This window comes from Ruegeria sp. CK1, from assembly GCF_056536545.1.
Genome location: NZ_JBQFPX010000002.1, coordinates 17,220 through 29,554, shown reverse-complemented (window position 1 = coordinate 29,554; position 12,335 = coordinate 17,220). Strand labels below are relative to the sequence as shown.

The 12,335-nt window shown below is 54.5% G+C and carries 13 protein-coding genes; 5 read left to right on the top strand and 8 right to left on the bottom strand.

Annotated elements, in window-relative coordinates:
* Positions 1–92 precede the first annotated feature (92 nt).
* From ACR0L3_RS06710 to ACR0L3_RS06685, 6 genes are all read right to left on the bottom strand, one after another.
* Positions 93–884 (bottom strand): VWA domain-containing protein, encoded by a 792-nt coding sequence (locus ACR0L3_RS06710; RefSeq protein ID WP_480744723.1) that lies wholly within the window; start codon positions 882–884, stop codon positions 93–95.
* 191 nt (positions 885–1,075) lie between these two features.
* Positions 1,076–1,549: a DUF4381 domain-containing protein gene (locus ACR0L3_RS06705; RefSeq protein WP_480744721.1), complete on the bottom strand. Its 474-nt coding sequence runs from the start codon at positions 1,547–1,549 to the stop codon at positions 1,076–1,078.
* Complete coding sequence (locus tag ACR0L3_RS06700; RefSeq protein ID WP_480744719.1) at positions 1,546–2,493, bottom strand: DUF58 domain-containing protein; 948 nt, start codon at positions 2,491–2,493, stop codon at positions 1,546–1,548. Before ACR0L3_RS06700 ends, ACR0L3_RS06705 begins: the two co-directional genes overlap by 4 nt.
* Before the next feature lie 20 nt (positions 2,494–2,513).
* The gene (locus ACR0L3_RS06695) at positions 2,514–3,491 is read right to left on the bottom strand and encodes an AAA family ATPase (RefSeq protein ID WP_480744718.1); all 978 of its coding nucleotides are present in this window, start codon (positions 3,489–3,491) and stop codon (positions 2,514–2,516) included.
* 113 nt (positions 3,492–3,604) lie between these two features.
* Positions 3,605–4,714, bottom strand: a complete 1,110-nt coding sequence (locus tag ACR0L3_RS06690) for an acetoin utilization protein AcuC (protein WP_480744716.1) — start codon at positions 4,712–4,714, stop codon at positions 3,605–3,607.
* Positions 4,715–4,717: 3 nt separating this feature from the next.
* Positions 4,718–5,797, bottom strand: a complete 1,080-nt coding sequence (locus tag ACR0L3_RS06685; protein WP_480744714.1) for an AI-2E family transporter — start codon at positions 5,795–5,797, stop codon at positions 4,718–4,720.
* 163 nt (positions 5,798–5,960) lie between these two features.
* Here ACR0L3_RS06685 and ACR0L3_RS06680 point away from each other — a divergent pair, with 163 nt between their 5' ends.
* The 3 genes from ACR0L3_RS06680 to ACR0L3_RS06670 all read left to right on the top strand — a co-directional run bounded on the left by ACR0L3_RS06680 (position 5,961) and on the right by ACR0L3_RS06670 (position 9,011).
* On the top strand, positions 5,961–6,827 hold the full coding sequence (locus ACR0L3_RS06680; protein ID WP_480744712.1) for a YihY/virulence factor BrkB family protein: 867 nt from the start codon (positions 5,961–5,963) through the stop codon (positions 6,825–6,827).
* On the top strand, positions 6,824–8,725 hold the full coding sequence (locus ACR0L3_RS06675) for a multiheme c-type cytochrome (protein ID WP_480744711.1): 1,902 nt from the start codon (positions 6,824–6,826) through the stop codon (positions 8,723–8,725). Before ACR0L3_RS06680 ends, ACR0L3_RS06675 begins: the two co-directional genes overlap by 4 nt.
* Positions 8,726–8,822: 97 nt before the next feature.
* Positions 8,823–9,011, top strand: a complete 189-nt coding sequence (locus tag ACR0L3_RS06670; RefSeq protein ID WP_480744710.1) for a hypothetical protein — start codon at positions 8,823–8,825, stop codon at positions 9,009–9,011.
* A 1-nt stretch (position 9,012) separates the two neighbouring features.
* Here ACR0L3_RS06670 and ACR0L3_RS06665 read toward each other — a convergent pair whose 3' ends face one another.
* Entirely contained in the window at positions 9,013–9,729 is a 717-nt protein-coding gene (locus ACR0L3_RS06665; RefSeq protein ID WP_480744708.1) for an RlmE family RNA methyltransferase, read from the bottom strand.
* The gene (locus tag ACR0L3_RS06660; RefSeq protein WP_480744707.1) at positions 9,729–10,841 is read right to left on the bottom strand and encodes a Ppx/GppA phosphatase family protein; all 1,113 of its coding nucleotides are present in this window, start codon (positions 10,839–10,841) and stop codon (positions 9,729–9,731) included. Before ACR0L3_RS06660 ends, ACR0L3_RS06665 begins: the two co-directional genes overlap by 1 nt.
* Positions 10,842–11,081: 240 nt before the next feature.
* Here ACR0L3_RS06660 and ACR0L3_RS06655 point away from each other — a divergent pair, with 240 nt between their 5' ends.
* Both ACR0L3_RS06655 and ACR0L3_RS06650 read left to right on the top strand, forming a co-directional pair.
* Complete coding sequence (locus ACR0L3_RS06655; RefSeq protein WP_480744705.1) at positions 11,082–11,378, top strand: virulence factor; 297 nt, start codon at positions 11,082–11,084, stop codon at positions 11,376–11,378.
* A 26-nt stretch (positions 11,379–11,404) separates the two neighbouring features.
* Positions 11,405–12,331 (top strand): methylenetetrahydrofolate reductase, encoded by a 927-nt coding sequence (locus ACR0L3_RS06650; RefSeq protein WP_480745440.1) that lies wholly within the window; start codon positions 11,405–11,407, stop codon positions 12,329–12,331.
* Positions 12,332–12,335: the final 4 nt, after the last annotated feature.

Sequence of the window (12,335 nt, the reverse complement as noted above, 5' to 3'; positions counted from 1 at the left end):
TTTAGGTCGGACCAACCACAACAAACCCGCGATAGGAATTAAGAACAGTAAGCAACCTGCTCTAATAAAATGAAATTCTGAAACCGCATCGATCATATCGTTTTCCTGCGGTGCTGTGTGAAATGAAAGCCCACGGAACTGCCCAAAATCAGTACCAATGCGATCAGCAGCGGGTAGTGGGTCAAGCCTTCGCGTGGTCGATAGCTTTGCGTTTCAACTATTCGTGGGTTTTGCTCGTCGATACGCTTGTAGGTCTCGGTGAGAGCGACCTCATCATTGGCAAAGAAATATTGACCGCCTGTGCGGTCTGCGATTGCTTTCAAAGCATCCAAGTCCACTCGGTCCTCGCCGGACGCATCGGGATCGCCAACCCCGATGGTGTAGATTACGACGCCCTTGTCAGCGGCAATTGCTGCCGCGTTGCTTGGAGTCATTCGGCTCGATGTGTCGGCACCGTCGCTCAGCAGGATCATCAGGCGTTGATCGACCTCGCTGGATTCGAATGTGCGAATGCCAAGACCGATCGCGTCGCCTAAAGCTGTATTAGGACCTGCCATTCCTACTTCAGTTTGATCAAGGAACCCGTTCAAACTATTCAAATCTTCGGTGAAAGGAGCCTGGACGAAAGCCCGTGTGCCGAAAATGATCAGAGCCATTCGATCGCCCTGACGTTCGGCAATGAAAGAGCGCAGGACATCTTTGACTGCAGCCAGTCGTTGCTTGGGCGCGCCGTCTGTCGATTGAAAATCGCGTTGATCCATCGAGCCCGAAATATCAAGTGCCAGTACAACGTCTCGGGCGGATTTTTCTATCACGATCGGCTCAGCAAGTTTTTCCGGACGCGCAAGAGCGGTAACGAGCATCAGCCAAATCAATACAACCACAAGGGTCTGCAGTAACGACCGTCTTGAAATAATCGATCCGGATTTTGGTTCGGCTTTCGCCGCTTTTGCGACATGGCGGAAGAACGGTATGCGAATTGAACTTGTTTGTTCACGATGCGGGGGGGCAAGCCAAAAGACCAAGAGGGGTAGTGGGACAAGTAGAAAGGCCCAAGGGAAGGCGAATGAAATCATCATAGCCTCCCTTTTGGTTTGTGCGTGTTTATCCAAACCCGGGCCAAATGTGCTACGTTGGGGCTTGCCGAGCTATCCTTGTACGGTGCTTCGTTTAGAAGTTGGGCGGCTGAATCAGAAATTTGCAATTTATCAGAGGTTTGACGTAAAAACCTAATCCAATCCTGCCCGTGTAGACTGGCAACTTCCGCGCGGGGGTAAGCTGCAAGCGCAGTGCGTCGCAATATATTGGCGACATTGGCTGTATCATCGCCTGCGGCATCAAGTTCGGCCAGAGCAGCACGCCGGTACGCATTGGATCGTCGGTGTTTAAGATACAAGTAACCTCCGCAAGCGATTGCTGCTGCCAGAACTACCGCCAGGACCACCCAACCCCACGTTTGCGGTGTCATTGGTATGGGAGGTGGTTCTGGCGCAGGCACGAGCATGTCCAGCAATTCAACCAGGGATTTTCCCTCGGTATCAATGCTCATCGCCGTCCTCCGACGTGTCCGAACTGTCTGAGCAATTGATCCAAAGCCGGTTCAGCGGTTGTCATCGGGACAATTGGAAAGCCATACCGGTGCGACCACAGCTGCAACTGCGCCAAACGATGTTCCATTGCCGCTTTAATGTGATCGGACAAATTCGGTTCAGCACTGTCCAGTTCGAACTGTTGGACACCATCCGAGACTGTCATTCTTAAACTCGGCGGAAGCTGGCGCGAGCTTGGGTCGAAAACGTTGAACAAAATTAAATCATTGGATTGTGCCAAGCGGCTGAGGATACGTTCCGATGCCTTGTCCAGACCGTCGAAATCCGAAAACACACAGACCAAGGCATTGGTGTGCGCAATTCGGGTTGCCTGTTTCAAAACATCGTTCAATGTAACTGTTGGTTCTGGACGAAGCGAAGCGTTTAATCTGCAGTTCAACGCCGCGACCGAAGACAAAAACCGGGTCAAAGCCGCAGGGCGGCGCTGAGGGCGGTGTTCAGCTAGATCCGTGTCACCAAAAACGATTCCACCAACGCGGTCGCCTTGATCCAAGATGCGATGTGCCGCGATTGCGGCCGCTTCGGCAGCAATGACGGACTTCATGTAGGTTTCGGTTCCAAAAAACATTGAAACCCGCTGGTCGACCAACAGTAGGGCAGGGCGATCCCGCTCTTCGGTATAGACCCTAACATGGGGTTCTCCGGTGCGAGCCGTTACTTTCCAGTCAATTGTTCGGATGTCATCGCCGGGCAAGTAGCTGCGCAGCTCTTCGAAGTTTAGGCCACGTCCGCGCAAGCGTGAGGCATGGCGTCCGTTCAAGATCGAGCGTGCAGGTTGTCTGGGCAACAGGCTGATTGCGCGCGATTTGCCCCCCAACCGAAGGAGGTGATTGGCGTCCACGTGAATGCGTGGGTCGTTGGGGTATGTGGCGGTCTGGGCCACGAAGCTCACTTTCCTACTAATCAGGGCAGCGCAACAAGGCGCAGAATTTCCGCAATCACATCGTCGGGCGATTTGGCGCTTCCTTGCGCCTCAAAGCTGAGGGTGATGCGGTGGCGAAAGACATCATGAGCGATGGCACGGATATCAGCTGGGTCGACATAGTCGCGACTATTCATCCATGCGTGCGCGCGCCCACATTTGTCCAGGGCCAAAGAAGCGCGTGGGCTGGCGCCAATTTCGATCCAACTGGCCAATTCTTCGTTGTATTTCTCAGGCGTGCGTGTTGCCTGGACCAGATCGGCCATGTAGCGGTCCATGGCATCAGACACATGGACTTGTCCAATCTCGGATCGTGCCTCAAACACGGCGTCCTGCGGGACAGGTGACGGGGTGCCGCCTGTCGATCCAGACCCGGCTGCGATCTCTTCATCGCGGACCAAACGAATTACTTCTACCTCGTCTTCTACCGGAGGATAGGTGATCTGAATATGCATCAAAAACCGGTCCATCTGCGCTTCGGGCAGCGGGTAAGTGCCCTCTTGCTCGATGGGGTTTTGCGTTGCCATGACGATGAACAGTGGGTCCATTTTATGAGTGGTGCCTGAGACAGTGACCTGCCGTTCTTCCATTGCTTCCAAAAGAGCTGCCTGTACTTTGGCGGGGGCACGGTTGATTTCGTCAGCCAAAACGATGTTTGCAAAGATGGGGCCGGGTTCGAACCGAAAAGTGTTACCGGCCTCGGTTTGCTGAAAGACTTCGGTACCGGTTACGTCTGATGGAAGCAGGTCCGGCGTGAACTGAATCCGGCTGAAACTGGCGTCCAGATTGCGGGCCATGGCCTTGACGGCGCGGGTTTTCGCCAAACCAGGCAGGCCCTCGATGAGCAGGTTACCATTTGCCAACAAACCGATAACCAACCTGTCGATCACTTCGGTCTGTCCGATGATCGCCTGACCCATGCGTGCCTTGAGTTCATTTATCTGATTAAGTGCATTCATTTGTTTAGCCCAATAGTCACCGGTTGTGATGAAATGACCAGCTTTACCGAAGTTGTTTGATCGAGAATGTGCAACAATTATGGAAAGCTAACAGCCTTGTGGTGTCTGATCCACTATGAAATCCGAGCCGCAAGATACCGAAGGTCAGCTTGCAATTCAGAACGTACAGCCCCGTGATTTGGCGCATCGCGAAGCGTTTCGAACCAGTGCCGAGGTGGCTGCTTCCCCGCGGCTCGGGTCCAGGTGAGACCCTCTAACACGGATCGCACTTTGGCATTCAGGATGTCGGGTATGTCGAGCCCGTTCAGAGTTGCCCAAACGCCGCTCCACAGCCGTGCAACGGACCAAGGGTTGTAACCGCCGCCGCCCAGAACCAGCAAACGTGGCGCCATATCGCGTAGGTCGGCAACTGCGCGCCAATGAGCGTTGTTCGACAGTGTCAGTCGCGACAAAGGGTCCTCAGCGACGGCGTCTGCTCCACACTGCAACACGATCGCCTGAGGTTTAAAGGCTTCGGTCGCAGGCAGGATCAACAGCTCGAGAATAGCGTAGAATTCGTCGTCGTTGAGGTTGCGGCTTACGGGAAGATTGAACGCTGCCCCACCCGCATCGCTATCTAAAGTTCCGCTGAACGGCCATCGCCGCGTTTCATGAACCGATATCATGCGCACCTTTGATGAACCTTGAAAGGCCGCTTCGACGCCATCACAGTGGTGCGCGTCGATGTCGATGTAAACGATCCGGTCGAGACCCGCATTCAATAAGGTCATGATCGCCAACACTGGATCGTTCAGATAGCAAAACCCGTTAGCTCGGTTGGCAAGCCCGTGATGGGTGCCGCCTGCGGGATTGTAGACGATGCCACCATCGCGGATCAGTTCAGCCCCCAACATCGAACCACCAGCTGCCGTAGCAGGGCGCCGATACATCTCAGGGAAAACGGGGTTGGACAGTGTGCCCAGCGCGTATTTGCTTCGCGTTTCGTCTGACACCGCCTGATCATGTTCGGCTTGTTGCAAGGCGGCGATGTAATCCGGTGTATGAAACGCCTCAAGTGCGGCGGGTTTCGCGCAGGGGCTGACACGATAGTTTTCAGTCGTCAGCCACCCTTGCGCCCGGCACAGATCAATAACAGTAGACACGCGCGGGATCGCCAGAGGGTGTTTGGAACCATAAGTCGAGTTTCGATAGATTTCTGATCCAATGAACAGCGGTTGTTTCATCTTCTAGCTTGCAGAGCCGGTGCGAACGTCTTCGCCCAATCTCCCATCCAGAGACATAAGGATGGCAACCGGTCGCAAGGCTGGAATATGGCTGAACACGATGAGAATGCACACTGTCAGGGGAACGCTTAGAAAAGCGCCGATCAATCCCCAGATCGTGGTCCAGAACATCAGTGCCAGAATAACCAGGAAAGTCGACATATTTAGTGACCGTCCCAGCAAGGCTGGATCCAGAAAATTTCCGATCAGGAACTGAATAGTGCCACAACCAAATACAATGATCAGGAAGGGCCCGATGCTTTCGAATTGAACCAGAGCGATCATGGATGGAAAAATCACCGCGATGATCGAGCCGATGGACGGGATGAAGTTCAGAGCAAACGTAAGCACAGCCCAAGTTTCGGCGAATTCCAGACCCATCACCTTGAAGACAGAATAGCTGATACCTGCGGTTATTAGGCTGATCAGTGTCTTCACACCCACATAGCGTTGCAGGCTGAAAGATATCGCATCCACAATAGCGGCAAACTCGCTGCCGGTTTTAGGGTCACCTGCGGCCAACTGTATCTTTTTTCGAAAGGCCAACCGCTCAGCCATAAGAAAAGCGACGTATAGGCTGATCAGAAAGAACTGGTTTAGTAGGGAGGTTGCGCTGCCCAGAAGAACGCGCGCAACGTAGGACATGTCGATGTTGATCAGGTTGTCACGAATAAACTTGGTCACGTCGTTGCCCACTAAACCGGTGACACGGTTAACGGCTTCGTCGAACTGGTTTTCGTACGTGCTAATCGTTCTGGCAAATTGGGTCGCCTGACTTCCCAGAATATACATGATCACAAACAAGCCTGCTAATACCACGGTAACGCCTGCAACATTTGCCAGCCACACCGGCGCTCGGGTTATGGCGATGATCCTGTCGCTCAGCGCGATAATCAGGACATTGATAAGTAAGGCCATAGTCAACGGGATCAGAAACGCGGCGCCCGCATAAAGTCCAAGCACCACAAGCGTTGCGACGATCAACACATCACGCACAACAGACAACTTTAGCTTTGTAGGAGGCGCGATGATGTCTTTGTCCATTGTCATAATTCTGCCTGTGTCAGGAAGTTCGCTGCGGGCATATAGTTAATCCTGCACAGCAGCGGCGGATTATGCAATGCGCTCAAAGATTTGTCAGAGATAAATTGCGCAGCAGTTCGATTTGTCGGTTCTGTGAATGAGCAGGCCGGGTTAGGTTTTCCCTATGACTGCGCGCTTGATTCTCTATTTTAGTCGGCCAGTTCGGGCATTATGGTTAGCCATTGTCCGTTTTAACGCCAAAAATGGCTTCGTCATGAGCAGCCACGTCGCCATGTCATTGATGTTGGCGCTTTTCCCCTTTGCGTTGTTTACCGTAGCCTTGGCTGGGTCTTTGTCGCAGGACTATGTGACCAACGAATTGATTGAGCTTATTTTCGGTGCATGGCCCAGTGATGTGGCCGGGCCAATCGTGGCTGAGTTGCGTTCAGTGCTGAATGAATCTGGTTCCGGCGTCATTACGCTGGGTGGTTTGCTGGCCGTGTTTTTTGCCTCAAACGGAGTAATGGCCGTACGCAAGGCCATGAACCAAGCCTATCACGACAGTGATAGTTGGCCATTCTGGAAAACCCGGTTGTTGTGCCTTGGGCTGGTAATCGTTGGTGGCGTCACCATCATGATTGTTGCCGCGGTGGAAGTTGTGCTGCCGGTCTATACACAGTTGGTGTCTGAAAAAACGGATGTCAAACTGTCCGACTGGCTTTCGGTGGACCGTCTGCGTTGGACGTTCACAGTCGCTGTACCTGTAGTGGTCGTGGTTTTGGCGCATCTAGTTCTGCCGACTGGCCGCCACAAGTTCCGTCAAATCCTTCCAGGTGTTGTGCTGACACTGGCGCTATTGGCGGCTGGAGGTTGGGGGTTTTCTGTCTATATCGCTCAGTTCGCCTCTTACAGTGCCACATATGCAGGTCTTGCAGGGGCGATGGCCGCGTTGATCTTTCTGTATTTGTGCGCCGCCATTCTGATCCTAGGGGCGGAATACAACGGTGCCTTGATGGACTTGCAGGGTGAAGCCAACGGACAAGTCGCGTGAGAGGGTGGATTTTCCTTCTTAGTCTGTGTGCACCTTTCACGGCATTAGCTCAAACGCCTGAATATGTGGGATCAGAGCAATGCGTTGAGTGTCACACCGCCGAGACCGAGGCATGGGCTATGTCTCATCATGCTCTGGCTTGGACGCAGGTCGATGACGGGCACGTCAAAGGTGATTTCGACGGAGCGCGGTTCGATCATGACGGTATGTCAGTAGACTTTGATCGCACCGAAGGCGCGCTACAAGCTCGCGTGACCGAGAAAGACGGAGTCGCAACGCAATACGACGTGCATTCGGTGGTGGGAATAGAGCCGCTGCAGCAATACCTGTTCGAAACCGAACCGGGCCGATTACAGAGCTTTGATGCCGTTTGGGACACTGAGGAAAAGCGTTGGTATCATTTGTATCCCGATCAGGATTTACCGCCAGATGACGGGTTGCACTGGACTGGGCCGTATAAAAACTGGAACGCCCGCTGTGCTGAATGTCACGCCACCGGTTTTGAAAAGAACTACGATGTGCAGACTCGCAGTTATTCTTCGGTGCAGGCTGAAATAGGCGTCGGGTGTGAGGCCTGTCACGGCCCAGCTTCAGCGCATATGGAATGGACGCAAGGTCAAAGCATTGAGAGCGGTCTAGGCGAATTTGGTTTCACAATGGATTGGGGTAAAGGTCAGACTGAGGCGGAAATCCAGCAATGCGCGGGATGCCATTCCCGACGCGAGGCGCATGGGGACGGAAACCCAGTTCCGGGGACGCCTTACCACGACGCTTACAATCTGGCTGTGCTGCGCCCCGGTCTCTATCACCCGGACGGCCAGATATTGGATGAGGTTTATGTCTACGGCTCGTTCCTGCAATCCAAAATGTACGCGCAGGGCGTTGGTTGCATGAATTGCCATGAACCGCATAGCGCGGAGTTGAAGGCGGAAGGAAACGGAGTTTGTACCCAATGCCATTCACCGGCAGGAAACCCTGATTTTCCGACCCTGATAGCAAAAGACTACGATACGCCTGCACATCATCATCACGCAGAAGACACCGAAGGCGCGCAATGTAAATCCTGCCACATGATCGAACGTGTCTATATGGGCGTTGATGGGCGGCGAGATCACAGTTTCCGTATCCCGCGCCCTGACTTGGGTTTGGGACAGGATGCTTGTACAGATTGCCATCAAACCGAAGATCAGACTTGGGCTGCAAAACAGATTGAGGATTGGTTTCCCGAGCCTACTCATCGGAATGCACATTACGGAACTTCTTTTCAGTCGGTCGTGACTGGGCAGGCCGACGATCCTGACGAACTACTGGCAATTGCGACCAACCCGGAAATGGCTGGCATTGTCCGAGCCACTGCAGCCTATCTGCTTCAACAGTTCGGATCTGAAGAAGTTGCGTTAAACACTGCTTCCTTGTTGTCCGATCCGGACCCGTTGGTGCGTGCCAATGCGGTGCCGCTACAGCGTCAGGCATCAGTTTTCGATCAGATCCAGCGGCTTGAACCTTTACTGTCGGACGCTTTGCACAACGTGCGTATTTCCGCCGCAAAAGAGTTCCTCAATATCCCGCGGCAATCCCTGACATCGGACCAACAGGCTTTGGTCGGGCAGGGCATGGCGGAATGGCAAGGTGCAATCGCAAACAGACTTGATTTCCCTGAAACTCACTTGGTTTTGGGGGGGATGGCGTTGACTTTCCGCAACTCTCCGGCCGCTGAACGCGCATTCCGAGAGGTTGTCGCCCTGGACCCACAGCGCGCCGAGGCGTGGCCGATGTTGGTTCAGTTGGCGCAAATTAACCGAGGCCCAGAGGCTGCGCGCTCGGTGCTGGAAGAAGGGCTGTCGATTTTGCCGGAAGACCCGGGCTTATTGCAGCTAAAGTCACAGTTACCCCAATAGAACGGCATTACATGGCCCGGTTTGCGCCACGCTACCGGCAAATTTCCCGGATAGGGATGGGCCGAAGTGGAAGCTCCGCTAGATCCCAAGGTGACATATGTCCGACAAACCAGTCCATACATCTCAGTTGCAAAATCCATCGTCGTTAAACCAACGGATTGCTGATCTGCAGGCTAGAAAACCGGAATACATTAATCATGGTGAAGCGCTGTTGCTGCAACGCACAGCGGCAGCGTCTTTACGCGAGCAGTTCCTTGCGGGTGATCGAAGCTGGCTTGAGGATTGATTTAGCCGCGAAAACCCGTGGCAACCACGAACTTCTCGGAACTGTCAGAACGCGATGCGGGCGGTTTCACATTGGCCACTTTTTCGAATTTTTGCTTCAGCAGCTTTTGCAGGTCGCCCTCGGCGCCTCCGGCGAGAACTTTAGCAACAAAGGTGCCACCTTCTTCCAAGACATCAAAGGCGAAATAGGCCGCCGTTTCGCACAGAGCCATGATCCGTAAGTGATCCGTTTGTTTGTGGCCTGACGAAGCTGCCGCCATATCCGACATAACGACGTCTGCCTTGCCGCCCAGCCAGTCTTTGACCTTCTGATCGGCGTCATCTTCCATGAAGTCCAACACGTGAGCCGTCGCACCTGCAACCGGCTCGACCTCTTGCAGGTCAACACCAAGTACCGTCCCGATCCGTTTACCGCTTTTCTCGCCCAGCGCGTTGACCCGCTTGACCGCGACCTGCAGCCAACCTCCGGGAGCACATCCCAGATCGACTACGCGCGCGCCGGGAACGAGAAAGCGGAACTTGTCATCCAGTTCCAAAATCTTGAATGCCGCCCGACCACGATAACCCTCGGCCTGAGCGCGTTTTACATAGGGGTCGTTCAACTGCCGCTCAAGCCAGCGGGTCGAGCTGAGCTTACGCCCGCGCGCTGTCTTTACCTTAACTTTCAGGTCGCGCTGTCCACGGCCTGAGTTGTTTTTTCCACTCGGTGTCTTCGCCATCAGAACGGTCCGTCTTCCAATACGCCGTCTGCGCTCATTTGTGCATATAACAAACCTTCACGCAGCCCACGGTCCGCCACGGAAAGGCGGTCGGTGGGCCAGCAGCGGAGTAATGCTTGCAAAATGGCCGAGCCGGACATGATCAGGGCCTGCCGGTCATCGCCGATACGCGGATCTCGCCGCCGCCCCAGTGGGCCGAGTTCTAAGTATCCCCGTATGACTTTGTCAATCTGATCGCTGGTCATGCGCAGACCGTCCACCTTGGTCCGGTCGTAACGTTTCAACCCCAGATGCGAAGCTGCGACGGTGGTGACCGTGCCACTTGTTCCTACGATCTGAAACCCTTCGCGCGCTTGTTCGTCCTTATAGGGGGCAAAATCTGCGAGGTTTTCCTCGAAAAACCAGCTCATCAATGCAAACCGGGCCGAGTCATCTTCGACATCGTGGAACTGATCTCGCAACGTGGCTACGCCTAATGGCACGCTGATCCAATCCACCACCTTGGCCGCCGGAAACGGGCTGTCTGGGGTGTGAAACCCATTGTGCAACCGCATGATCGCCGCAGGGCGGTCGCGGCGCGGCACGGAAGAGATGTCGATCCAAACCAACTCGGTCGAGCCGCCACCAATGTCCACGACCAACAACTGTTCCGTCTTGGTCGAAACCAAGGGGGCGCAAGAGATTACCGCCAGTCTGGCCTCTTCTTCAGGTTGGATGATTTCAAGCGTCAAACCTGTTTCGCGCTTAACTTGCCGAATGAAATCGCGCGAGTTGCGGGCACGCCGACAAGCTTCGGTTGCGACAAGTCGCATCCTTTTGACCTTGTTGCGCTTTAGCTTTTGCTGACAGATGCGAAGTGCCTGAACGGTACGCGCCATCGAAGACCGGGATAGCCGTCCGGTCCGTTCCAAGCCCGCGCCCAGTTGCACGGATTTGGAGAAGCTATCTACCACATGGAACCCGCTGCCATTGGGCTGGGCTATCAACATGCGACAGCTATTTGTTCCCAGATCCAGCGCCGCATAAAGTGCATCTGGATCGGGTCTTGCCGGCGCGGGGCTTTCGACCGCCTTCGGGAACGCGCCCGCACCTTTGGGACGCTTGGGCGCCATCTTCAACGCCCTCCGATTTTCGAGTTACCCCGACCATAGGTCGGCCAATTCCATCGTGCAAGACGCTCATTTAAGTGATGAGTATTTTGATGTGCCAGTTTGCGTGCTTTTTCGATACAAGCCCAGTATCTCACCGTGGGCAAAAGGTCGTTAGAAATACGCCGTGTGTCGAAAATCGACCGACCTTAGCCCATATAGATGTTTAGAACCGACCCATCTGGTTAGGAGGAATCAAAGGCAATGCCTGACGTCACCATCGTTTACTGGCGCGACATTCCCGCTCAAGTCATCGTCGGCAAAGGCCGCCGTGGCGCCAAGCGGCAGTTGGAGGAACGGTTCGAACAAGCCATCGACCGTGCTGCTATGAAGGTGAACGCAAAAGACAGTGATGCCTACCTTGCTGAATGGCGCAAGGCCGAACCCTTTGCAGTTGAGGGCGACCCGTCCGAGATTGCTGAGGCGCAAGCCGCGCGTCTGGAAATGGAATACGATCAGGACCGTATCAAGGCACTGATCGCCAATGACGGTTGGGCATGAGCCCCAGATCTATATGGGAGGCCGCAATGGCTTTGCTGAACTTCAAAAAACGCGAAGTGGTCGAAATCGGCCCAGTTAATCCGACCGTCGAAGCCTTTTTGCAAGGCTACTCGATCGAGGTGATGCCGCGCACCGCCGAAAAAGTCGAAGATTTCCGCGCGCTGCTGCCCGAAGGCACCCGCGTCTACATTGCCCATATCGAGGGCACGCCGATTGAAGACATGGTCAAGACCGCCAAGCGGATCGCTGCCGAAGGTTACCCTGTCATGCCGCATTTCCCGGCGCGGATTATCAAGGATGCCGCGACCTTGGAAAACTGGATCTCGATGTATCAAGGCGAAGCGGGCGTTGATCAGGCGCTGCTGCTAGCCGGTGGTGTTGCGAACCCGCACGGTGACTTCGACAGCTCAATGCAGCTGCTGGAATCCGGTCTGTTTGATAAGGCGGGTTTCAAACGTCTGCACGTGGCCGGTCACCCCGAGGGCAACAAGGACATTGATCCGGACGGATCGACCAAGAATGTCGACGACGCGTTGCGTTGGAAGCAGAAGTTCAGTGAAACGACCGATGCTGAAATGGCTCTGGCAACGCAGTTTGCCTTCGATGCAAAGCCGATCATCGCATGGGCTGACAGCTTGAAAGAGGCCGGTATCGATCTGCCGATCCATATTGGTATCGCAGGTCCCGCTAAGCTGCAGACGCTTATCAAATTCGCGATTGCTTGTGGAGTTGGTCCGTCGCTGAAGGTTCTTCAAAAACGCGCCATGGATGTCTCCAAGCTGCTGCTGCCTTACGAGCCGACCGACGTTGTCACCGAGCTGGCCAACCACAAGGCGGCCAATCCGGATTTCAACGTCACGAACGTGCACTTCTTCCCGTTGGGCGGGATCAAGACCAACGCCAACTGGGCGATCAATAACGGCGGCGCTTCGGCAAAGCCAGTAAACTCCTAAGGAA